The organism is Vibrio sp. B1FIG11 (assembly GCF_905175335.1).
Classification (GTDB): Bacteria; Pseudomonadota; Gammaproteobacteria; order Enterobacterales; family Vibrionaceae; genus Vibrio; species Vibrio campbellii.
The window spans coordinates 1,499,065-1,523,259 of record NZ_HG992751.1; the positions used below are offsets into that span (position 1 = coordinate 1,499,065).

17 protein-coding genes are annotated in these 24,195 nt (G+C 44.3%); 13 read left to right on the forward strand and 4 right to left on the reverse strand.

All coding sequences use genetic code 11. From position 1 onward, the window contains the following. Window positions 1–23 precede the first annotated feature (23 nt). The 4 genes from KHO06_RS06785 (at window position 24) to KHO06_RS06800 (ending at window position 5,385) form a co-directional block, all read left to right on the forward strand. Window positions 24–1,064: a glycosyltransferase family 2 protein gene (locus KHO06_RS06785; RefSeq protein WP_077262432.1), complete on the forward strand. Its 1,041-nt coding sequence runs from the start codon at window positions 24–26 to the stop codon at window positions 1,062–1,064. Between the two features lie 2 nt (window positions 1,065–1,066). Continuing rightward, window positions 1,067–2,473, forward strand: a complete 1,407-nt coding sequence (locus tag KHO06_RS06790; protein WP_212582291.1) for a glycosyltransferase family 39 protein — start codon at window positions 1,067–1,069, stop codon at window positions 2,471–2,473. A 4-nt stretch (window positions 2,474–2,477) separates the two neighbouring features. After that, window positions 2,478–2,900, forward strand: coding sequence for a GtrA family protein (locus KHO06_RS06795; RefSeq protein ID WP_162092698.1), 423 nt, complete (start codon window positions 2,478–2,480; stop codon window positions 2,898–2,900). A 388-nt stretch (window positions 2,901–3,288) separates the two neighbouring features. Further along, entirely contained in the window at window positions 3,289–5,385 is a 2,097-nt protein-coding gene (locus KHO06_RS06800; RefSeq protein WP_047480843.1) for a methyl-accepting chemotaxis protein, read from the forward strand. Between the two features lie 186 nt (window positions 5,386–5,571). Here KHO06_RS06800 and KHO06_RS06805 read toward each other — a convergent pair whose 3' ends face one another. Continuing rightward, window positions 5,572–6,423 (reverse strand): alpha/beta hydrolase, encoded by an 852-nt coding sequence (locus tag KHO06_RS06805; protein WP_212582292.1) that lies wholly within the window; start codon window positions 6,421–6,423, stop codon window positions 5,572–5,574. 234 nt (window positions 6,424–6,657) lie between these two features. Between KHO06_RS06805 and KHO06_RS06810 the strand changes: the two genes are divergently transcribed. From KHO06_RS06810 to KHO06_RS06835, 6 genes are all read left to right on the forward strand, one after another. Continuing rightward, entirely contained in the window at window positions 6,658–10,101 is a 3,444-nt protein-coding gene (locus KHO06_RS06810) for a dual specificity protein phosphatase family protein (protein ID WP_244858386.1), read from the forward strand. Window positions 10,102–10,413: 312 nt separating this feature from the next. Continuing rightward, window positions 10,414–11,229: a TauD/TfdA family dioxygenase gene (locus KHO06_RS06815; RefSeq protein ID WP_212582293.1), complete on the forward strand. Its 816-nt coding sequence runs from the start codon at window positions 10,414–10,416 to the stop codon at window positions 11,227–11,229. Between the two features lie 542 nt (window positions 11,230–11,771). Next, window positions 11,772–12,440 (forward strand): PAS domain-containing protein, encoded by a 669-nt coding sequence (locus KHO06_RS06820; RefSeq protein ID WP_005431136.1) that lies wholly within the window; start codon window positions 11,772–11,774, stop codon window positions 12,438–12,440. Window positions 12,441–12,464: 24 nt separating this feature from the next. Continuing rightward, a complete protein-coding gene (locus KHO06_RS06825) occupies window positions 12,465–12,848 on the forward strand; it encodes a RidA family protein (protein ID WP_005431102.1) in 384 nt (127 codons plus the stop codon). A gap of 40 nt (window positions 12,849–12,888) precedes the next feature. Continuing rightward, a complete protein-coding gene (locus KHO06_RS06830) occupies window positions 12,889–14,295 on the forward strand; it encodes a cation:dicarboxylase symporter family transporter (RefSeq protein WP_012128363.1) in 1,407 nt (468 codons plus the stop codon). A gap of 76 nt (window positions 14,296–14,371) precedes the next feature. Then, window positions 14,372–15,694 carry a CoA-disulfide reductase gene (locus KHO06_RS06835; RefSeq protein ID WP_212582294.1) on the forward strand — a complete coding sequence of 441 codons (1,323 nt, stop codon included), beginning with the start codon at window positions 14,372–14,374 and terminating at the stop codon, window positions 15,692–15,694. A 172-nt stretch (window positions 15,695–15,866) separates the two neighbouring features. Here KHO06_RS06835 and KHO06_RS06840 read toward each other — a convergent pair whose 3' ends face one another. Both KHO06_RS06840 and KHO06_RS06845 read right to left on the reverse strand, forming a co-directional pair. Beyond that, window positions 15,867–16,349, reverse strand: coding sequence for a hypothetical protein (locus KHO06_RS06840; RefSeq protein ID WP_005431038.1), 483 nt, complete (start codon window positions 16,347–16,349; stop codon window positions 15,867–15,869). Window positions 16,350–16,668: 319 nt separating this feature from the next. Further along, complete coding sequence (locus KHO06_RS06845) at window positions 16,669–19,035, reverse strand: YgiQ family radical SAM protein (RefSeq protein WP_212582295.1); 2,367 nt, start codon at window positions 19,033–19,035, stop codon at window positions 16,669–16,671. Window positions 19,036–19,447: 412 nt separating this feature from the next. On the opposite strand from KHO06_RS06845, the gene KHO06_RS06850 reads away from it, so the two are divergent. From KHO06_RS06850 to KHO06_RS06860, 3 genes are all read left to right on the forward strand, one after another. Further along, complete coding sequence (locus tag KHO06_RS06850; RefSeq protein ID WP_212582296.1) at window positions 19,448–21,904, forward strand: EAL domain-containing protein; 2,457 nt, start codon at window positions 19,448–19,450, stop codon at window positions 21,902–21,904. A gap of 88 nt (window positions 21,905–21,992) precedes the next feature. Next, a complete protein-coding gene (locus KHO06_RS06855) occupies window positions 21,993–22,703 on the forward strand; it encodes a hypothetical protein (protein WP_012128355.1) in 711 nt (236 codons plus the stop codon). Window positions 22,704–22,887: 184 nt separating this feature from the next. After that, a complete protein-coding gene (locus KHO06_RS06860) occupies window positions 22,888–23,088 on the forward strand; it encodes a DUF4250 domain-containing protein (protein ID WP_005445023.1) in 201 nt (66 codons plus the stop codon). A gap of 23 nt (window positions 23,089–23,111) precedes the next feature. On the opposite strand, the gene metR is transcribed toward KHO06_RS06860, so the two are convergent. Further along, complete coding sequence (metR, locus tag KHO06_RS06865) at window positions 23,112–24,023, reverse strand: HTH-type transcriptional regulator MetR (protein WP_010649441.1); 912 nt, start codon at window positions 24,021–24,023, stop codon at window positions 23,112–23,114. Window positions 24,024–24,195 lie beyond the last annotated feature (172 nt).

Below are 24,195 nucleotides of genomic sequence, written 5' to 3' on the forward strand. Positions count from 1 at the left end.
ATCGGATACAGTGGAAGAGTAGCATGTCAACCTTCAACATTCACGCTGCAACCTTTTCGAAGGTGAGCCAACACTCTGAGCCTAAAACAGTTTTGTCTGTGGTGGTGCCATTCTTTAACGAGCAAGAAGTCTTGCCGGAATTTCATCGTCGTTTGATCGCGGTTCTGGACACGATGCCAGAACGTTGCGAAATCGTGTATGTCGATGATGGCAGCAAAGACGACAGTCTAATGATCGCACAAAACTTTTCTCAATCTTCTAGCGACGTTCGTTGTATTGCATTAAGCCGTAACTTTGGCAAAGAGTCCGCCATGAGTGCAGGTTTGGAACATTGCCAAGGCGAAGCTGTGATCGTGATTGATGCTGACTTGCAAGATCCTCCTGAGTTGATTCCGAAGATGGTCTCTAAATGGCGTGAAGGGTATGACGTAGTCAACATGCAGCGCAGTGAACGCCATGGCGAGACGTGGTTCAAGCGTTTCTCGGCCGCCTGCTTTTACAAAGTACTCAACAGCATGGCTAAGCTCGATGTGCCAGAGAATGTTGGCGATTTTCGTCTACTAAGCGCAGAGGTGGTTAAGCACATCAATGCGCTGCCAGAGCGCAACCGGTACATGAAGGGCATTTTCTCGTGGCCGGGCTTCAAACAGGTGACGGTGCAGTTTGAGCGTGATGCTCGTTTCTGCGGTGAGACCAAGTGGAACTACCTTAAGTTGATTGGCCTAGCAATGGACGGCATTACCTCGTTCTCGATTCGTCCTTTGCGTTTAGCGACGTTAGCGGGGGCGTTAGTGGCGTTCAGTGCCTTTCTTTATGGCGCATTCATCGTGATGAAAACCGTGGTGTTTGGGGAACCTGTGACGGGTTACCCATCCATGATGGTGGTTCAACTCGCATTGGGAGGCGTTCAACTGCTGTCGATTGGCCTTTTGGGCGAATACATCGGGCGTATTTTTGTCGAGACCAAGCAGCGTCCTCTTTATCTTATCCAGTCTGTTTACGAGCAGCCTGCGAAACATCAATCCATCCAAACCATGAAGTTTAAACTAGGAGAAACCGCGTAATCATGAGTATTAATAAAACCCATCTGTGGTTGTTGTTGGCGTTTGCGCTTTTACTCCGTCTTATTTCACTTGCGACTTACCCTTTGATGGACACCACAGAAGCCCGCTACGGCGAAATGGCACGCTTGATGGTGGAAACGGGTAATTGGCTCACCCCTCAGTTTGATTACGGTGTCCCTTTTTGGGGGAAGCCGCCCCTGTTCACTTGGATGAGTGCTTATGGCATAGAATTGTTTGGATTGAATGAATTCGCGGTGCGTGCACCACACTGGTTGGCTGGTGTCGCGACGATCTTCTTTGTTGCTTTTATGGCTTATCGAGCAGGTACTAGCGCGTTGATCGCAGCGCTAGTATTGGCGACGTGTGGCATCTTCTCTATTGCTGCGGGCGCGGTGATGACAGACATGGCGCTCACTCTCGCAATGACGATGGCAATGGTCGGGTTCTACTACTGCTGGCTTGGTAAAGATAAACACAGCCGCCTATGGGGATATGTTGGTTTCTTTGGTTTGGCTTGTGGCTTGCTTGCAAAAGGACCGGTAGCCATCGTGATCATGGGGATTGCAGTGTTCCCTTGGTTGGTGATTCAGCATGGCTTTTTTGGGGCGTTTAAAGCGCTGTGGCAGCGTTTTCCTATTGTGTCAGGTTTGGCGTTGATGTTCGCGATTGCTCTGCCTTGGTACATCATGGCAGAGGTGGCGACACCGGGATTTATTGATTACTTCATTGTTGGCGAACACTTTAAGCGTTTTGTCGTGAGTGGCTGGCAAGGGGACTTGTACGGCTCAGCACACGATCAACCACGTGGGATGATCTGGGTATTTTGGCTGCAATCGGCAGCGCCTTGGTCAATCGTATTGCCTATCTTGGCGTGGAAGCGTCGTAAGGTGCTCAAAGCCATTGAAACTGATCATCAAGGTCTATTTAGCTTCCTGATCTGTTGGCTGATTTCACCAATGATTCTGTTCACGATGGCTGGGAATATCTTGCCTGCTTACGTTCTGCCGGGCATTCCAGCTCTGGGCATTTTGGTTGCGATGCTGGTGGATAAAAACGACTTTAAGTGGGTAACCGGGGCTGCTGCGGTGCTACCGGTACTGCTTATGATTGCAATGTTGGTATTAAATATGGGCAAAGCCGACAGCCGCAGTGACCGTATTATCTTCGAGCAAACTGATGATAGTGCACCTGTATTCTACATTGGCAAACGACCGTTCTCTGGCCAGTTTTACAGCCATGGCCAGGCGAAAAAGCTGGAAGATGCCAATGACTTAAATAACCTGAAGAAATTCCACCTGATTGGTAAATCGCAACAAGTGGATGTGGTTATTCACGATAACGCTTTGAGCTGTACTAACGACTTCACAGCCAAATCGAAACGTTCACTCTATACCTGTGTGATGGGGTAACGGAGTGGGCAAATTACTAAAATTTGCTTCGTTAACAAGGCTTTCTTCGTTAGAAAGATTTGCTCTGGTTGGTGGTATCGGCTTTGTGGTCGATACCCTTATCTTTTCCTTGTTATTCCATGTGGCTGGCTTGGAGTTGATGGTTGCTCGCAGCATCGCTTTTTTGTTTGCAGCAACCACGACTTGGCTAGGCAATCGCTGGCTTACTTTCTCTCAAGCAGACAAACATAACCCGTTGTATCAGTGGCTTAAATTTATGGCGAGTGCTTGCATTAGTGCAGTGCCTAACTTTGCCGCTTTTAAAGGTTGGACGCTTATGTTCGGAACACAAGGCTATATGGTGTTCCTCGCTCTGGCTCTGGGAATATTGGTCGGCATGATGAGTAATTACTTACTCAGCTCAAAGTGGGTCTTTAGCCAACAATGAGCTTTACTTTCATTTCAGGGAGTAAATAACTGCAATAAAAACAGGGATATGAAGAAAATTAACTGTGACTCGAGTCACGGTTTGAGTAATCTAATACTCAGTAAAAAAGAGTAAAAATGCATGAGTACTTTCGTATAAAATGCATTTTATTATTTGAGTCTATATTCTATAAATACAATAACTTAGACAGCTTATTGGAAGGCTTTATTTATTGTAGGGCTCATACGTTTAAAATATAAAACTGACCTCATACGTTACCCTGTTAATAATATTGATCTTTTTATTCTCTTTCTGTTCATATCTTGACGTCTTCTGTTCACCTCTGTTGTTTAAAATCCATGAAATTTCTAAAAATAATGCCAATCTATCATCAGTTACAGAGGTGACTATGTTTAACAGTATACGTACTCGAATCGCAGTCAGTGCGGGCGGTGCAATGGCGTTCACTTTATTGATTGCAATGGGTATGACTACCGATGCATTTACTGACGTGAACAAGCAAGTGAACGAGAAAGTAAAAGCGCAATTAACGGATGCGACCAGTACCGATCTGCAAAACACCGCGATTCAGCAAGGTCTGAATATTGCGAACCAGCTTGATCCTGTACTTGCAAACTTGAAGCAAGTACGTTCGATCATCGAGTTGAGCTCAGAAACTAACGCAAGTGCAGACCTTATTGTTAAACAGTTTACTGCCGCGCTAGAAGCACAAAACAAAGCGGTATTTGCAGGCTACATGGTTTGGCAAGACAAAACTTGGCCACAGCAAGTGACGCTTAACCCTGAAGACGGTTTTAACAGCCAAGGTTACCTCGCGCCTTTCTTCTCGCCAAATGATCAAAACAGTTTTGATGCAGTGGCGATGGAAAGCTTTAGCAATACAGAGCTAAACAGCAGTGGTGAACGCAAAGACGATTGGCACTTAATGCCTTACGAAACGGGCAAAACCTTCGTCATGGAGCCGTACTTTTATCCTGTTCGAGGCAAGCAAGAGCTGATTACAACCATCAGCCAACCGATCAAACAAGATGGCAAGATCATCGGTTCACTTGGTTTTGATTTGTCTCTGTATGAATTACAAAGCCAGAGTGAACAATCGGCGCGTAACTTGTTTGATGGCAAGGGTAAAATTCTTATCACCTCTTGGAAAGGTATTACCTTGGCAAACAGCCGAGATGGTGCAATGGTGGGTAAGAAAGTTTCTTCAGACCTGGCTGCCGAGTGGTCAAACATTCAGTCAGTCGCGAAGCGCGATGGTGCTGGCCTTATCGCTTTTGATGGTGATGAGTATGCGATCACTGCTATCGATACCAGTGATGCGCCATGGGTAGTCATGGTGTCGGTTCCCAGTAGTCACCTCACAAAAAGCGTCGACGAGTACCAGCAATGGAGTGATGGGCAGAGTTCGGAAGCGCTTGAAAAAGGTGTGTGGGCGGGGATCTTCGCTGCTATTTTAGGCATTGCCGCGATGGCATTCATTGCGAACTCGCTTGGCAAAGTTTTGAACAACTTGGTTGAACGCTTTAAAGATGCGGCACAAGGCGAGGGCGACCTGACTTACCGTATTGAAGTGAAAGGTAAAGATGAAACCGCGCAACTGGCACATTGGTTCAATACCTTCTTGTCGCGTATGCAAGAGATGCTATTGACCGTAATGGCAACCGCAGATCAAGTGGATAAGAACGCAACAGAAGGCCAAACACGTGCTGCGGCTTCTCGCGACCAATTGAATGCTCAGGTTAATGAAGTGAACTCGTTAGCAACGGCGATCAATGAAATGAGTGCAACCGCACAGGAAGTTGCGAACTCTGCGGTTCAAGCAGCCGCTGCGGCAAGCCAAGTACAAAGTAATAGCCTGAACGGCATGACGCGTATGGATAACGCTGCGAGTGCGGTGGATAGCTTGGCAATGCAAGTTAACGATGCGCAGCAACAAACGCAGAATCTGGTGGATTCCAGCACGGCAATTCAGGGCATTTTGAGTGAAATTGGCGGTATTGCTGAGCAAACCAACTTACTAGCGCTTAATGCAGCGATTGAAGCTGCACGCGCAGGTGAGGCTGGCCGAGGTTTCGCGGTGGTGGCCGATGAGGTTCGTAACCTTGCAAACCGTACACAAGGGTCGACGGAAGAGATCCGCGCAATGCTGGCTCGACTAGAGCAAGAAACGCAATCGATCGTTGTGCTGATGGAGCAAAGCCAAAAACAAGCGACTGATACTAAGGGCGAGACGCAAGCGGCACATCTAGCGCTGTCTGAAATCAACCAAGCGATTGAAGTCATCAACGACATGAACAACCAAATCGCTTCGGCAGCAGAAGAGCAGAGTTCTGTATCGGAAGAGATCAACCGTAATGTGGTGATCATCAACGATACCGCAGTAGAGGTGATGGACACCATGACGTCGTCAGTAGAGATCAGTAACGAACTTACCGTAAAAGCGAGCGATCTTCACGGTGAACTGAGTAAGTTTAAGCTCTCTTAACCCGCTACTACTGCTCTCATCCAATCAGGCCGAGTGCAATGTGCACTCGGCCATTTTGTTTTCGTTATGTCGATGCTATTCGTCATAAAGAAAGCAAATTACTTTGATTATGGCTAGCTCTGCAGAGCTTACTAACATCGGAGGAGATTCAATAATAAGAATTCTCGTTCGATTTTCCCTATCTGATCACTCCAAATCGCGAGTTATTCTCTCCCAAACAGGGCTGTTTTCGTCAAGAAAGTACGTATGTCCTGTTGGAAAATCAAACTGCTGATTGAAACCTGAGCAGTCTATTATCTCAAGGCCTGACACGGGTGTTTTAGGGCCGTACATACCTAAGCGATGAGTGAAAAACCGTTCATCAAAGTTCATGATCATACTAGCTGGCATCGCATAGTCGTCACTGGCGTAGAAGCAGACGACATTCTTCGCGCTCTGCATAAGAGAACGTCCTTTTTTTCCGTCTTCTAGCATATCGTTGGCGATGTCTGGTGCCATCAAAAAGACATTCTCAAAGAGCCTTGGGAGTTCGCTCGTGCTGAGAGCCTTATTAAGATTGTGAAGGCAATTTAATAGGACTGTATTTCCCATTGAGTGGGCGATTACGGAGATCTTTAGTTCACTTTGACTGTTGGCTTTTATACCGTCCAGCATAGCCATTAACTCATCTGAAAGCATCAGCCCAGAAAGGCGCGCTGTTTTTCTATCATCCCAATAATCTTTGACAAGCCCGAGATCATTATCGCATGGCCAGATAATAGGGATAACTAGACTTCGACTATGGAACTTGTCCAGAATCGACTGCATCTTTCTCACTTGCGGAATGATGTCTTCTTCTGGTTGATTATTAAACCCATGGATATAGATGAACAGGTGGGTGGGTTTCATCTCCAACAACTCGCTTAGCCAGGAATTACGGCCGACGTCATAGAGTTTATTTCCTCGGTACAGACAATAATGATAGTAGTCATTTAAGCTGTTCGTAGGTGAGAAATTATGAGTTACAGGATCAAACTGACGATTAGTTATAATTAGCATAAACCATTCTTAATGTTTAATTATTTTATATTATTTAAAAATTGCCTATAAAAAATAGAAGTGAATATGATTAATTCTTAATCCTACACTTTTGTTGGTTTTTGTTGTTTTTGTTAAGTTTTATGTAATTAATATTCCATTGATTTGTTATCAACTTGTTTTATACTTTGTCGTGATTTATAAATCAAGAGCACGCCTGCTAAAAGAAAAAACACCAAAGTAATATTAGAAACGATGCAATTTACAAAAGATTATAAAGAAATAACCATAAAAGTAATTGATGATATTTATAACGATGAGACGGATATTTATTCTAAGATATCTCGCTTATCTCAAGTGCTAGAACTAATTAACGAAGGAATAAGAGAAGAAAAGGTTCTTGTCCTAAAAGATGAGTATTACTCTAGAAGAGATCTTATCATTAGTATAATTGATGAGTTAAACTCGATTAAATATATTAAGAATATGGTCGGAAGTATATTTTCCGTGGTGAGTGATAGGTATGATAACAACAATAAATCCAGAAACTTAGCCGTTAAATCGACTCTATCAAGAGCTATGGTTTATATTAATCACCTTCAGGAATGCTTCGATCAAGATAGTGGTATTTTGTATGGTGAAAAGATAACTCATTATGTTAATAGGCTGACTTCAGAAAAGGTTAATGTTATTTCAAGATTGGAAAATGCATTGTTTCATGTTTTCATGAAATCAGAAAAACAAATAATAATAGATATTTTGCATGGGAAGGTCATTAAAGAAGAGGTAACTATTGGTGACAGTTGGTCTAGTCAGTTAGACTCAAAAGAAATAAAGAAAAAAAGTGAGAAGATTGTTCAAAGGATTTTAGGGCGAAACTTAACTGAAAGCCTAAAAGAAAGTGACATTAAGCAAGTTCTCATTGACACTCAGAGTGAAATTGAAATTTATCAAAAATGTTCGCGAGGGGTCGAGCGAGACATTTATGACAAGGCTCATGCTGTAATATTTCAGATGAACAGCGATATAAATGCCCCCGTGACTGGAACCGATAGCGAGATAGAAAAGGTTCTGATTACCAATAATGTGCCTTTAAAAGTGCTCATTGACAGTGAATATGAAGAAAATTCACCTTTAAAATATAGAGTGGTTAATACTAAGGCTATCATCACCGGAGAAGAAGGTGATTTTGATAGTGTGAATGTCTATGAGTCATCAAAAAATATCGATGTTTTAAATGAAGTTTCAACTTTATTGAAAGTAATATCTTTGGTTACTGATTTAGGCTCAAATACAACGGATTCCAAGCTTAAAATTGAATCACTAAAACCAAGGGAGCACTTTGACGCGGATAAATCTTATTATGAACAATTTTTATTATATAAAACGAGTCAGGTGCATGAAGATACGAGTAAATTAATTGAAAATCTAAATTTATCGCCAACTCTCTTGAAAGATACAGTTAAAGTGATTGCGTCACTGGATCTTATACTCCCATTCTATAGTGAGGAAGCGATAAGTAACATCCTAGATGATTATATAGAAAGCAAAGCTGAAAAAATGGCAGATGTCTTTCAATTAGTGAATGAAAAGTTTCCGAATGCAGATGAAAGCATTAAGGCTTTCCTGGCTCTTTTTGTTCATTCTTTTATGTCATCACCAACAGCCGAAGCGATTTCTCTCGCTATAAAGCCCGCTATATTCATGCTGCAAACACATTTAGGTGCAAGTGGACGATTGGTATTAGCACAAGACAGTAAAGGTCAATATGTTTTAGTTAGTACTTTGAACTTTCAGCATCAGGTTATGTATTTAAATCGTGAAAAGCATATGCAAGCTATTCAAGACTTCATATCACTATTACCTCGAAGCGATGAAAACTGGAAAAGCGTTAATTATGACCAATTTAAGCAACTACTTGATGTATTTGATATTTCTACTTTATTCCTTAAATCGATAAAAGATCCTGAACCTTTTCTACTTAGGAATCATAGGTTCAGTAACTATGCATGGGATGCGATACAGGAATCTACCATGCTTAAGTTCAACCTTATTGCCCATGCTTTTAAAAAGCAGGGGATACCGGTCGTCGATTTCCAAGAAGAATATGTTCTCAATAATCTGGTAGAAAAAGAGTTTGGTCTTTCCCTGAAGGATAAAGCTATTGAGATGAAAGAGTTGTATTACTCTCAGAGTTTGGTCGAAATATCATTGAGCGAGAAGCTGCCATTCTTTCAATTCGCAGGTAAGGTTATTAACGATCCGGGCTACGAGTTTAATGTGTCTGATGCAGAATCGATTCTGATAGACGCGATCGCACTTGTTTATGATTTCATTCCGGTTTTTGCACCTTTGGCTCGGGCGATAAACGTAAAAATTTCGAGTTTGATTTCATCTTCAGTTATCAAAAATATCAGATTAGTAAGAGTTTCTAAGAATGCGTTCTTGAGAGCGGTGGCCGAGGACATATCAGATAATTTGTTGCGAAGATCAAAGGTGATACCCAATAACCGCATCAACGAGATAAAAACGAGGCTCAAAGAAATTCACTCTTATCAAGTGATGAAAGAAACAAGAGAGCGATTACAGAAGATACAAACGCTTGGTTTGAGCGGGGGAGCGGGTAGCGCCACCGTCAATAAGGCTTTTGGCTTAGGAACCGACAGCGTTATTCTCGAGACGGTTGACTGGTGTTACAACGGGAAAGGGCCCGTAGGCAAGCGTGTCCTAGATGATTCTATCCCACTGCCAGCGCAGCCAGAGGTGTTCCCATCTATTATTGATGAGAAGATCGCGATAGTAAGACAAGCTGATGAACCTGTGAGTATTACCGGTTGGAGGGCGCCCAAAACCGGTAGGATTCATATTTTAGATGGTCAGCATCGATTTATTGCCGCCTCAAAGTTAGGCATACCTGTTGAGGTCAAGTTAAAGAAGTTCGGCACGGTACCTACTCAGGTAGATTGGGGAAATACGAATTATAGTAACGGAACTCCTGCAAAGTATAAGTTAAAGCCTTCTCACAAGCCTGTGTTTACCAAGCGAACAGCAGTCTCTGCTGCGGGAGAAAAAAAGGCAATTCAAAATATAAATATTCACGCAAATGAAAGTTTGGGTTCGATTGGCAGACCAAATAAGAATTACTCGACTGGTGCTCGGCTGGTAAATTTTGCGGAGAACTTGAAAGCGAAAAATGTGTCGGCTTTGATTTCTCTAGACTCAGGTATGTCATCAGGCGAAATCGTTGCTCTGAAAAAGCAGTTATCAGCAAAAGGTATCGACTACATTTCGAACCGGACTACGTACATAAAAGACTTTTTCTCTGTTCAAGCAAACACACAGCCAACGAGTATACAAATCGATAATATCGTTACTCGCATTGTAGATTTGATCGATGAAAACAATGGAATTGTGTTGGTCCACTGTGCACTAGGAGATGGTCGTTCCGGTATGGTCAAAGCGGCAGTGTTAATGAAGAAGATGTGGATGAAAAATAAACCAGATTCAATTGAAGATCTGGACACCTCTGGCGTTGCGATCCAACCCTCTATCTTGAAAGAGCGCGAGGTTTTATCCTACCCAGCAGTGAAGGAAAATATCGACTTCATCAGAGAGAGCCACCCGAAAGCTGTAGAACGTGCCGATGATATTCAAGTGTTGAATCAATATTGGGAGATGCTTAACAGCGAACAGTTTTAAATATGAGGCTTAGGCACTGAGTTGTGCCTAAGTCGATAACCGCAATAACTTTCAGTCTCGAACTGAACGTTGAATGAACCGAGTCATGTAGCCTCATTCCCATTTGATTACTTCGGGCCATTTGATTGCTTCAGGCCATTTGAAACGGGGATCGATTGGTGTTCTGTTATGTCATCAACGTGGCTACAGGTCGGTGTATCATTCGGTCGTCGATTTTTGAATTAAATTGTGCAGATAAAAAGTGGCTTGAAAGTAATTCGGGCATGCTATGGTCTTTGTAGTCTGATAAGAATCAACATCAAGAGAGTTGTAATGATAGAGATTGAGCCAATCACTCCGCATATCGGTGCGCGTATTCATGGCATAGATTTGGCCAACTGCAATGCAGAAGATCTGGAAGCGATTTATCAAGCCTTAATCGAGCATCAAGTTATCTTTTTTGATGGTCAAACTATGTCGCCTGAGCAGCAGTTAGAACTTGCTCAGTACTTTGGGGAATTGGAGCCTGCTCATCCCTTCTTTCCCAACGTCGCGTCCTCGCCTCAAGTCAGTATTATTGAAACCACCAAAGGCAATGCGCCACTCGAGAGTTACTGGCATACCGATTTAACTTGGAGAGAGCAGCCTTCTAAAGGGGCGATTCTGCATGCTCAACACGTCCCGAATACTGGCGGAGATACGATTTGGGTTTCTATGACTGCCGTTTTTGATGCGCTCGACAATACGATGAAAACGAAGTTAAGACAGTTGTCTGCAACCCATTCTCTTACTGCCTTTGAAGAGATTGCTGAGGAAGATATTGAGCTTGATTGGCATCATCGACTGCTTGAAGTTTCTCATCTACATCCACCCGTTGTGCACCCAGTGATAAAAATACACCCGGAAACGGGCAAGGAAACCCTATTTATTAATGAGCAGTTTACTCGTCATATCAATGAAGTGGGGCATATGGAAGGTAAGCAGCTGTTAAACGAATTGTTTGCGATTGCTCGTCAGCCTGAATATCAAGTTCGGTTTAAGTGGCAACCAGGCTCTGTAGCGATTTGGGATAATCGTTGCACTCAACATTACGCGGTCATCGATTATGGGGACCAACCAAGGAAGATGCATCGCGTCACCTTTGTTTAATTCAACACATTTCTAATCAACGCTTAATGTACTTCAAGTCGGGTTTCCACTTGCTCGGCTTTTTCTTCTCAATTTCTTCTATTTCAACTTTTTCCTTAATCACTGCGTCTTTTCCAATCTTATTTCGTCTTATAGGCATGGAATGGAATTTAAGTCGCTGGTGATGGTGATGTTTTATTCATCTAATGCGTTTTTGAGAGTGCTGTAATTGACGTCGATTTTATAAATCAAGTTGCGCTTCAAATCGATGATTACCGTATGCGGTTTTTACTGGGTTTTGGAACTTGTTCTAGATCATTAAAGTGTTCAAAAATGCAATCTTTGGTTTTAAATATTTAAACTTTGATGAGGTTTAAGAAATTAAACCCAATTCATATGTTTTTGGTGATCGTGCTCAACTATTGTGCGTGATTTCGATCAATTATTCGATTTTTGACGGTGTTTTAAGCGCATTTTTTAGGTTTACAGAAGTTTACTCTGTATTGCTCAACTAACTCGAAAGGAGTACTTTTCAGTCATTGAGTTCAAAAATGTAAACCGAAATGATGAGTGTAAAGCAAGTTCGATTCACCGACGAAGACAGAGAATGTTTAAGCAACTACTTTCGTTTAGCAGACACGATTGCCGATTTGATCGGACCGTACTGTGAAGTGGTTATTCATTCATTTGAAAGCTTAGAAAATTCAGTCGTGAAGATCGTGAATGGCCACCACACTGGCCGCGAAATTGGCTCGCCTATCACCGATTTGGGTCTACGTATGTGGAGCACATTCGAGAAAACGGGCGAGGTCTCTCCGAAGAGTTATTTCACTAATGCAGCCGATGGCTCGCTACTGAAATCGACCACGTGTATTTTGGCTGGTCCAGAGCAAAAGCCGATAGGCATGCTGTGTATCAACATGAACTTATCTTTCCCATTCCCTGAAATCGTTAAAACACTGATGCCGCAATGCAATGTATCGCAAACCCTAGTTAGCGAAACGTTCAGCAACAACGCCAATGATGTTATCAAGCAAGCGTTGAGTGCAGCGACAAAAGAAGTGGATCAAGACGAGACGATTTCAGCAAAAGGTCGTAACAAAGCCATCATTCGCTGCCTGTTTGATAACGGCGTATTCGAGCTTAAAGAGACGACAACACAAGTATCAGAGCAACTTGGGATCAGCCGTCAGGCGGTTTACAAGTTTATCCGTGAATTTAAATCAGAATAAAGTTAATAACTTAGGAGTTACATTGTGAAACAGATCATTGCCACGCAGCAAGCACCAGCAGCTATCGGTCCTTACTCTCAAGGTACGGCTTACGGCGAAATGGTTTACACATCAGGCCAACTACCACTGGTTCCAGAAACCATGCAGTTTGTTGAAGGCGGTATCAAAGAGCAAGCTCGTCAGTCTCTGGAGAACTTAAAAGCGGTTCTAGAAGCAAGCGGTGCGGGCCTAGATACAGTATTGAAGACAACATGCTTCCTATCAGATATGGAAAACTTCGCCGCATTTAACGAAGTGTACACAGAAGTATTTGGTACAGAAAACGCACCAGCTCGATCTTGTGTTGAAGCAGCAAGACTACCAAAAGACGCATTGGTTGAAGTTGAAGCCATTGCATACAAAAAATAACCGATTTTCGGACATAAATGGGTATCAATAGGAGATTCTCATGAGCGTTTCATTTATTGGATTGAGCATCCTGTTCTTTGGGTTCTACGCATTACTTGCGAACTTCAAAAAACAAAAGAAAAGCTTTAACTTCCGCGTACTGAGTGCGCTTGCTGCTGGTCTGTTATTCGGCGGTGCGATTCAACTCGTATTCGGTGTTGGCAACGTTGCAACGGCAGGTTTTGCTGAACTGATTTCTGTGTTCGGTAAAGGCTACATCAAGCTTCTACAAATGATCGTAATCCCACTAGTATTTGTGGCGATGATCTCTTCGATCATGAACGTAGAAGGCGGCGGTGCACTTTCACGTATCGCACCAAAAATCATCGGTATTCTACTTTTCACTTGTGCTATCTCTGCGGCAGTGGGCATCGCAAGTATTTACCTATTCGGTATCGATGCAAACGCACTAGTGAGCACAATTGGTACCAACGGTGCGATTGAAGCTCGTGGTGATGCACTAGTAGCGACGCAAGATGCAATGGCGAGCAGCGGTCTGTCAGGTATGGCGCTGTCAATCATCCCAACTAACATCTTCGACATGCTAACGGGCTCTGAGCGTACTTCAACACTATCAACAGTATTGTTCGGTATGTTCCTTGGTTACTGTATCCTGCAAGTGAAAAACCGTAAGCCTGAGAAAGTGCAAAACTTCGTTGATTTCATCAACTCTGCAAAAGAAGTAGTACTTTCAATGGTACGTGAGATCCTGAAGCTGACGCCTTACGGTGTATTTGCTCTGATGACCACGTTCATGATGACAAACGATTTGTTCGCACTAGCAGAAATGGGTCGCTTCCTACTAGCAAGCTACGTGGCAATCGGTGTAATGTTCGCTATCCACTTCGTGATGGTGTCTATGTTCGGTCTGTCTCCTGCGAAGTTCATGAAGAAAATTTGGCCAGTACTCGTGTTCGGCTTCGGTTCTCGCTCAAGCATGGCTGCAATCCCACTAAACGTTGAAACTCAAACTCAACGTCTAGGTGTGGACGAAGAAACAGCAAACATGTCAGCAACATTCGGTACCAGTATCGGTCAGAACGGTTGTGCGGGTATCTACCCAGCAATGCTAGCTATCATGGCGGCTCAAGTAATGGGTATGCCAGTTGACCTAGGCTTCATCGTACAACTGATTGCTGTAATTGCGATTGCTTCATTCGGTATCGCAGGTGTTGGTGGCGGCGCAACGTTCGCAGCAGTAGCGGTGCTGACTATCATGGGTCTAGACATTACGGTTGTGGCGATTCTGGTTTCTATCGAAGCGCTAATCGACATGGCTCGTACCGCGCTTAACATCTCTGGCTCAATGTTGTCAGGTGTACTAACCGCGAAGAAGAATGGCTCATTAAACACTGAGCAATACAACGCTGATGTTGCTGCAACAGTAACAAAAGAAGCAGCGGTGTAATTTCCAAACTTAATAAAGAGCACCCAACACGGGTGCTCTCCGTTTTTCCTGAGTTCAGGTTATTTAGGTAATAAATATGAAAGTTGTTGTCGTAGGCGGTAGCGCTGCAGGTATGAGTTTCGCAGCGAAATACAAACGTAATCAGCCATCAGATGAAGTGATTGTGCTCGATAAGCGCGATTACATCTCGTTTGGTGCGTGTGGTTTACCTTACTTTGCTGGTGGTATGTTTGATGACACTGAGCGCATGATTTCCCGTACGCCAGAGCAAGCGATTAAATCTGGTTTAGACGTGCGCATTGAAACCGAAATGGTGGCACTAGACCGCACTGAAAAGCAGATTAAAGTTCGTCACCAAGGTGAAGAAAGCACCATCGATTACGATATGTTGGTGATTGCCACGGGCGCACGCCCAATCGTGCCATCGTTTGGCGAGTTTAACCCTGCGCACGTATACACGCTAACCAGCATGGAAGATGGCTTGGCAGTAAAAGAAGCGCTTAAGGACATCGACAAACAACGCGTTTGCGTTATCGGCGGCGGCTTTATCGGCCTTGAAGTGTTCGATGCAGCGCACCTACTAGGTAAACACGTCACCATCATTGAGCGTGAACAACACGTGATGAGTCGTCAGTTCAGCCCAGAAATGATTGAAGTGGTAGAAGGCGCGATTCGTGAATCTGGCGCTGAGCTTAAAACTGGTTGCAGCGTATCAGCCATTCGCGACGCAGAGCAGGGCGGTTACATCGTAGAAACCGACAACGGCAATGTGGAAGCAGACGTCGTGATCATGTCACTTGGTTTTAAACCAAACACAGAAGCATTCGAGTTACCAAAAGCAGCGAACGGCGCATTGTTAGTGGATGAGTTTGGCGCAACAGAAGATGCACACATTTACGCTGCTGGCGACTGTGCAGTGGTTCACCACATGGCTCTAGGTAAATCAGTGTATGTTCCACTGGCAACCACAGCGAACAAGCAAGCGCGCATGATGGCTGACAAACTAGCTGGCAAAGACACTTACATGAGTGGCTTCTTGGGCTCGTCTTGCTTGAAAGTGCTGGACTACGAACTGGCATGCACAGGCGTATCGGAACTTCTAGCTAAAGAACACGGTTTGGAAGTGAAGGTTTCAACCATTTCAGATAAGAACCAAACTGACTACTACCCAGGTCAAGAAGACATTAAAGTGAAGCTGGTTTACCACCCAGAAACCAATGTATTGCTTGGTGGAGAAATCGTGGGCAAGAAGGGCGCTGTAGGCCGAATCAACGCGCTAGCCGTCGCTATCACTGCGAAGATGACAACACAGCAACTAGGCTACATGGACTTCTGTTACGCACCACCATTCGCACGTACTTGGGATGCACTGAACGTTGCAGGTAACGTGGCGAAATAAGTTAGTTATCCAAGTTCATTCTGACAAAACAAAAGGGCTCCAGAGTTAACTCTGGAGCCCTTTTTAGTATCTGTTTCTAGCATAGTTTTAGGAGAAGCTGATGACTTAAAAGGATAGTGCATCAGCCTAGCTGCTATCGATTGTTAGAGAAAAGCTTGAGCCCCAAAATCGCTTAGTAGTTTCTAGTCATTAAACCAAGGATAGAAGCGCTATTCTCATCAAAATGCAAAGTGACGGATTTTGTTTCTCCCTGAGCGAATTTATCGTCCTGCTCAATCGAAGAAGGGGATAAGTACACTTGGCCACCAAAGTATGCTTTGATTTGAGATGTCTTGAGCTTAATACCACCGCCTGAGTTGTTGGTGATAACGGCTTGAATCATACGCTTGCCAGAAGGGCTGCTGAATATGTCGTAGCTCTCTATCGTGAAGTAACTGTAAGAAGGCATATCTTTACTGTGTTTAGGTTCTGGTACAAAGGTTGAGCCGGAAACCGATCTAACGAATTGCATGGTATCTTGCGATTGAGAGATGCTATCTTGGATATCGCCGATTTTATTTTTTATGTTATCAATGTCGTCTTTGTTTTCTGCACTCGCGCTCGTGGAAAATGCGCAAAGCAGCATTAAGATGGTTACATAGTTCTTGTTTGACATACTTATACTTCCTATTTTGCTTATGCGAAACACAGTAAAATTGATTTAGATCAATTATGTCAATATTGCGTTAATTCACTCATTAGTGTTCCTGCTCTCAATAGATGGCTAGACATCAAGTGCTTGCTTACCTCACTACGATTATAGAAAGACATAACATGATGCTCCAAAAAGGCTGCTTTATGACGATTGGGTTTCTAGTGTGAAGTTCTTTACGGCGTCGCAGTGATACTTATAAACGAAAGACAAAAAAAAGGGCTTCAGAGTTACCCCTGAAGCCCTTTTTTCTATTAAAGTGTACTGTTCAAGCTCTATTGAATTAACGGCGCTTCGGTTTGCGTTGACCTTGAGGACGACCTTGACCTTGTGAACCTGCGCCGTTTGAACGGTTTTGGTTGTTACCGCCTGGTCGAGAGCCCGAGTTAGGACGCTGACCATTTGCGCCACCATTACCGCGGTTTTGGTGGCCACGACCTTGGCCGTTTTGTCCGCCTTGCGCTTTACCTGAACCGTTGCGGTTGCCAGATGGCTTGCCGTCGCGTGAGCCACCTTCAGAGCGTTTGTTCAAGTGACCACCGAAGCCCGGTTGGTTCTTGGTATGCTTGGTCGCAAAACGGTTTGCACCGTGACGGCCAGACTTACGACGTTGTGCTGGAGTTTGCGCATCAATGTCTTCTGCTGGAACCAGACAGTTTGGCTTATCACCAATCAGGTGTTTTTTACCCATGTTGATCAGCGCTTCGCGGATCATTGGCCAGTTCGCTGGGTCGTGGTAGCGAAGTAGGGCTTTATGCAGACGACGTTGACGTTCACCTTTTGCCACTGGCACATCTTCACGTTGCTTGTACTTTACGCGTTTCAGAGGGTTAGTCTCTGAATAGTACATCGACGTTGCGTTACACATTGGCGATGGATAGAAGTTCTGTACTTGGTCACATTCGAAGTTGTTCTTCTTAAGCCATAGTGCCAAGTTCAGCATGTCTTCGTCTTCTGTACCTGGGTGCGCAGAGATGAAGTAAGGGATCAGGTATTGTTTTTTACCTGCTTCCGCGCTGTACTTCTCAAACATCTCTTTAAAGCGATCGTAAGTGCCCATGCCCGGCTTCATCATCAGATCCAGTGGGCCTTTCTCGGTATGCTCAGGAGCAATTTTCAGGTAACCGCCTACGTGGTGGGTCACAAGCTCTTTCACGTATTCCGGTGATTCAATCGCAAGGTCGTAACGTACGCCAGATGCGATCATGACTTTCTTCACGCCTTCTACTTTACGCGCTGCACGGTAAAGATCGATGGTGTGCTTGTGGTCCGTGTTTAGCTTGTTACAGATACCCGGGAACACACAAGAAGGGCGACGACAGTTTGCTTCTGCTTTTGGATCGCTACAGCCAAGACGGTACATGTTTGCCGTTGGACCACCCAAGTCAGAAATCGTACCGGTAAAGCCAGGCACTTTGTCGCGGATTTCCTCCAACTCATTGATGATGGATTCTTGTGAACGGTTTTGAATGATACGGCCTTCGTGCTCAGTAATTGAACAGAAAGAACAGCCACCAAAACAGCCACGCATGATGTTAACCGAGGTTTTGATCATGTCGTAAGCAGGGATCTTTGCTTTGCCATACATAGGGTGAGGAACACGCGCGTACGATAGGCCGAATACGTAATCCATCTCTTCTGTAGTCAGAGGGATTGGCGCTTGGTTTACCCAAAGTTCACGGTCACCATGACGTTGCAGTAGAGCACGACCCGAATATGGGTTGGTTTCTAAGTGCAGTACGCGGCTGGCATGCGCATAAAGAATGCGGTCGTTGTGCAGTTTTTCGAAGGCTGGTAGGCGCACAGCTGTGTTCGCTGCATCATGACGTGATGGGCGAATCGTGATTGGCTGTGCAACAGGCTCTTCTTTTTTGGTATCGCACTGAGTTTCCACTTCGTAAGGGTTCTTTGGTACGAACGCTTCTTTACGAGGTTTCTCAATACGAGAAGAATCGATAACGGTGTAACCTTCTGGCTCTGCTGGCAGGTTAACAGCAGTACCGCGAATGTTGGTCATGGTCGAGATGTCTTCGCCATCTGCAAGACGATGTGCAACTTCTACTAGGGCACGCTCAGCGTTACCAAAAAGAAGAATGTCCGCTTTCGCATCGAACAGCACAGAGCGACGAACTTTGTCTGACCAGTAATCGTAGTGAGCCACACGACGCAAACTTGCTTCGATACCACCAAGAACAATAGGCGTGCCTTTGTAGGCCTCACGACAACGCTGTGAATACACCAAGGTTGCACGATCAGGACGTTTACCGCCTTCGTTGTTTGGTGTGTACGCATCATCGTGACGAAGCTTTTTGTCCGCTGTGTAACGGTTGATCATGGAGTCCATATTACCCGCGGTGATCCCGAAGAACAGATTTGGCTTACCAAGCTGCATGAAAGCATCTTTGTTGTTCCATTCTGGTTGAGCAATGATACCGACACGGAAGCCTTGTGCTTCCAGAAGACGACCAATGATCGCCATACCAAAGCTCGGGTGGTCTACATACGCGTCACCCGTGACAATGATAATGTCACAACTATCCCATCCTAGGGCGTCCATTTCTTTGCGGCTGGTCGGCAAGAAAGGTGCCGTACCAAAACACTCAGCCCAGTATTTTTTGTACTCATGAATAGGAGTAATGTCGTTGGTCATATTTTGCTCTCTGTTCCAGGGAGCGCGAATTATAGCGATTTGATAATCAGGTATCTATACCCAAGTCCCCATATCAAGCTTAGTTCAGTAAGTTTTATTGCTAGATGAAAATAACTCGCAATTAGGCTGGTGGTTTTTACTACGTTATGTCCTTCAAAGCCTTATGGTTATTGGCTTTGCAGACGATGAAAATTTATTGTTGAGCAACAGTGTGCTTATCAGAAACTCTTTCTATAATTTAATTAAGTGCATGCTAATGCACACGTCATTTTGACTTTGAATATTGACCGAGCGTATCGACGTTCCAAATGGTGTTTGATCACTTTGCAATCATAAAACTACAGCAAAATCAGGCGACACCGTGGGTAATCAATATTCGTAGTCATGGCTGATACAAACAGGGGGCTAGGTTATGAGTGAATTAGTGTCTATTGCACAAGGAGAAGTGCAGCCCGCATCCGGTCATTCTCAAGTTATCGATTGGTCTTACGATATCCAGACCCGAGAATTTGAATGTGACCAAAAGGGCATGATGTCCGCATTTGGTTTAAAGAAACCGATTAGCGGGTTGGATGAATTGCTGGAGCATATGTTGTTAGGGCAACAGGACGCTGCAAGAGAAAAAATTGCTCAGATAGAGCGTCATGGAGGACATGGCAACTTGTCTTGTTGCTTAATGTCAAACGAAGCCATGCTCGTTCACGTCGATATGAGCTTTGAGCGCCTGAATGATCACATTGTTCAAGGTACCGTCATTCCTCAATTGACGATCACTGGCAGTGAGGAATTGGCGAAAATCCTCGAAACCATTTTTGACTTGCCCAATGTGGGGATATTGATTGCTGACCAAGATACTCGAATTCTGGGTTGTAATCGGGCTTTTGAGCAACAGATGGGGTACGAAAATCGCGATATCATCGGTTTGAAAACCAACATTTTTAGCTCGGACCATCATAGTCAAGCTTTCTACGACGACATGTGGGAGCAGATTGACCAAGCAGGCTACTGGAGCGGTAACTTATTAAGTCGCACTTCAAAAGGAAACCATCAAGCGCACCATTTGTGTATTTATCGTCTTAACTTTACGTCTGGTCGAACCCTGTATCTTGGCGTTTCGACGGATATTTCTGCTTCTCTGCTTTGGATGAAGAAAGCGGGCGAGCAAACCCAACAATATTCTGCCTTTTTGCCTCCACGTGATGAGTTTGAAACTCAGCTTGGAAATTTAGCACGAGAAAACAGTAACAAAGACTTGAGCATTGTTATGGCTCTGCGCCCCTGTTTCTCGGAAAAAACGGCGCTTGAACAGCAACTTGGGTTCGCTGATTTTTTAATGCGAAGTCGCCACGCGAGTATTGTGGGTCAGTTATCTAAAGATATTTTCGCCGTCTGTTTGCAGACGCCTCGTTGCCAATGGCTCAGCCCTTTGAGATTGATTCAAATTGCATTGAGAGGCTTTTTTGTGGAATTAAGGAGTGAGTTGGGTTCGAGTATGCATGATGTCATTATTGAGGGGCAAACCGGGATATCAGTACTGGGTTACGATACTGACAATCCCAAGCATGCATTAGTCCACGCCGCGCAAGCGATGATCTCTTCTCGGTCTGATGACCAAAATTACTTCAGTTTTTATAACAGTGAATTGCACGATGAGTTGGTCAAGCGTTCCCATCTTGAAGCATTTTTGAGAGCGCAAATTGAGAGTCAACTTGTCGATGTTTATTACCAACCTATCATTGAGACTCGTAGTGGGAAAGTGGTGAAGTTTGAGGCGTTAGCGCGTTTTTATCATCAAAATAAAACCTACGATACGCAGGAAATGATTGCGATGGTGGAAGATCTTGAATTGATTGCCGCCTTGGATGATGTGGTCTGTCGGAAAGCACTGAAGCAATTAACTCATATCCAAAAGATTTACGGCGAAGATGTTGGCTTAACCATCAATCGCTCGTTGAATACCAAATTAGACGCTCTCCAAGTCCTGCAAAGTTCTTTAGACTTAATTTCTGAGAGTGATGTGGACCCGAGTCGAATTACGATTGAACTGACAGAAACGGCGTATTTTGAGCAAGACCAAGAGCATACGGTAGCGTTGGAGGAGTTGCGCGGACAGGGCATCAAGATAGCAATTGATGATTTTGGTACTGGTTACTCCTCATTTTCTTACTTGGAGAAAGGGCATTTTGATCTGATCAAGATTGACCGCAAATTTGTTAAGAACATCGAAGAAGGCAGCACGAAATTCAACATCGTTAAGATGATGACTGAGCTGGCCCATAAGCTCAATGTAAAGGTGGTCGCTGAGGGCGTTGAGTCGGAACAGGAATTGAAAGTGCTAGCCAACGTTGGTGTTGATTACATGCAAGGGTACTTGTTCTCTCAAGCGGTTCCTCTGGTTTTATTGGATAAGCCGCAATGCCACAAGTCGTTGTTTGATGGGATAGTGGTGAAACCTAATCATGATGAATCGCTGCTCTCACTCAGCCATCGTGATGTGAGGCGTTTAGATCCTGGCGAGCCTTTGTCACTAGCGGTTGAATACATGAACCTTAGCCCCGATGCGCCCTTAGTTGTGATCAATGAAAAGCATTGTGTTGGTTTGATGACTAAGGAGCAGATCAATTTGCATTTAACACCCGCGATGGGGACGGATCTGGAATCGGAGCGAGAGAACCGTATCTGGAAGCGTCCAGTTAACCAAGTGATGAATACGGAGTTCGAACGAGTGGATGCGAGCTTACCGGTATCAGAAGTGAAAGCCTTAGTTAAAGCGAGGGTCAAATTCCCATGGATTTTATGTGGCTCGCAAAACGAGTATCGTGGCTTGCTGACTCAAGAGGATGTGCTGGGTTATTTGGCTTCACTCTAATGTATGCTTACCCATGAGTAATAACTAAAAGCCATATTGGGTTTAGGTGGTTTGGCGGTAGGCGATTTGCTATTATCGCCACCCCAAAATGACTTTTGAGTTTGCATTCAACATGATTCAACAACTGCTGTTAACTTTTCCTCCAATGCTGTTTGGCGCGCAAGCGCTGTTGACTTTGCTTTTGATTAAAGGCGATATCTGTCCGGGTCAACGTGGTCGTTTGCACAAGATGTTGCCATCAATTGGTATTCTTTGGTTAGCAGTGGCTTCATTGCGTATTGAAGCCTTTATGGTCGTGTTCGCGATCTTCTATTTCTACTCTCAAGTTCAAACTAAAAAGACTCGTGAAAAAGGTCCGTTGTGGGCGCTGCACCTTGCTAACGGTTTGGCGTTTGCTTATGTGAGCATTCAAGTGTTCGAGCAACCGCATTGGGCAGCTTCGGCTTCGATGGCGCTGATGATCTTCTTCTTAGGTGCGGCATTTGCTCAACTGCTTCTGGTTATTGCACGTAGCCGTCTGCAAGCTTTCCACCGTATTTTACCTGTGACCGGTGTGGTATCGGGGATGTTGTTGGTGGTGATGACTTTGTTTTCCGCTTATCAATTGGATGAAGCGACACTAAATTCGGTCACGCAGCATATCTTGGCATCACTGGCGATGCTGATCATGGCAATTGTGGTTTGGTGCTGGCATATCTTTACTCATAAAGCACCGAACAAAGTTCAGTTAGCAGCGGCACTACTGCTTGCACTTGCTTCAATGACTAGCCTTCAAGGTCTATTTCAGCTAGGTGCGTAAGCCCTTTAGCATAACACTCCTGTCAGAATTCCTATTGGTGAGCTCGGGATTTAGATCGAGCTCACTTTCAAATCATTAGATTAAGTCTACGCTTTAAATACAGCCTCTATTCGTTTAGAGCGCGCCAAGACGCATGTGCTCAACAGAATTGAGGTCGAATACCTTGTTTTAGAGGAGTGTCGCTATGGACTTAAGCAATGTGAGTAACTGGGACAGCATTATCTTGCTGGGTATCGTTAATGAAAAGCTGCGCTTAGAGTGCGACAGCTTTGAAGAACTGGTTTCCATGTATGAGATGGATGTGGAATCGGTGGTGGGCAAGCTTGATATGCTTGGTTACCAATATGACCCACTCACCAATCAATTCAAATCTTACGAACGCTAATCTCGTCTCTCTTTCCGAATTTTCTAAGCCATCTTGATGCCGTCAAGGTGGCTTTTGCATTGTTGGCGTGCGGTTGCAAAGAAGGCTTGTAAGTAACGCTTATCTTTTTCCGAGTTTCGTGTTGCAGCAAACAAGCGACGCCATAATCCATCACCAAAAGGTTTACTTGTGATCAGCCCTTGGCGAGAAAATTCCGATATCGCCCAATTTGGCAATGCCGCTACGCCCAAACCCGCCGACACCATTTGCACCAGCATTAGGGTATTGTCTGCCTGTTTCCATTTGGCAGGTTCAATTCCCGCAGGTTGCAAGAAGTGTTTTACTACATCCAACCTTTGCTTCTGAACTGGGTAGGAAAGCATGGTTTGGTCAGCCAGATCGTTTGGCTCAATGATGTCTTTGTCGGCTAACGGATGACTAGTGGAAGTAATCAGACGCATTTCGAAATCAAAGAGTGGCTCATAGTGCACTTCAGAGCGCGGTTGTATGTCGGATGTGATGACCAAATCCAATTCCCCAGCAAGTAAAGCGGGAAGCGGTTCAAAACCAAAACCAGAGGAGAAATCAAGCGTGACACTTGGCCAAGTGAGTTGATATTCCTTAAGGGCAGGCATCAGCCATTGGAAACAAGAGTGACATTCTATCGCCATATGCAAACGGCCATTTACATCTTCTTTGAGGCTGGCAAGTTCGTTTTCGGCTCTGGCGAGTTTTGGCAACACTTCATCGGCGAGACGAAGCAAGATTTCGCCTTCAGACGTGAACTTTACCGGGCGGGTTTTTCGTAAAAATAGCTGTCCGCCAATACGAGATTCAAGGTCTTTGATTTGGTGTGAAAGGGCGGATTGCGTTAAGTGCAATGCCGTCGCGGTCGCAGTGAGTGACCCTGTATCTCTTAACGAGGTGAGGGTACGTAAGTGTTTCAACTCTATCATGAATCCCTTTCATCCTTATGTATCTGCCATGAGCTTTATTAACTTAACGAGAAAAAGTGGATATGTAAACGTCTAGACGTCTATTTGTTTTAATCTAGTGCGAGTGAGATCGCTCAATATGAAATTTTTTAATAAACAAGTTGAATAATTGGATGTTGTCCAATCTATGCGT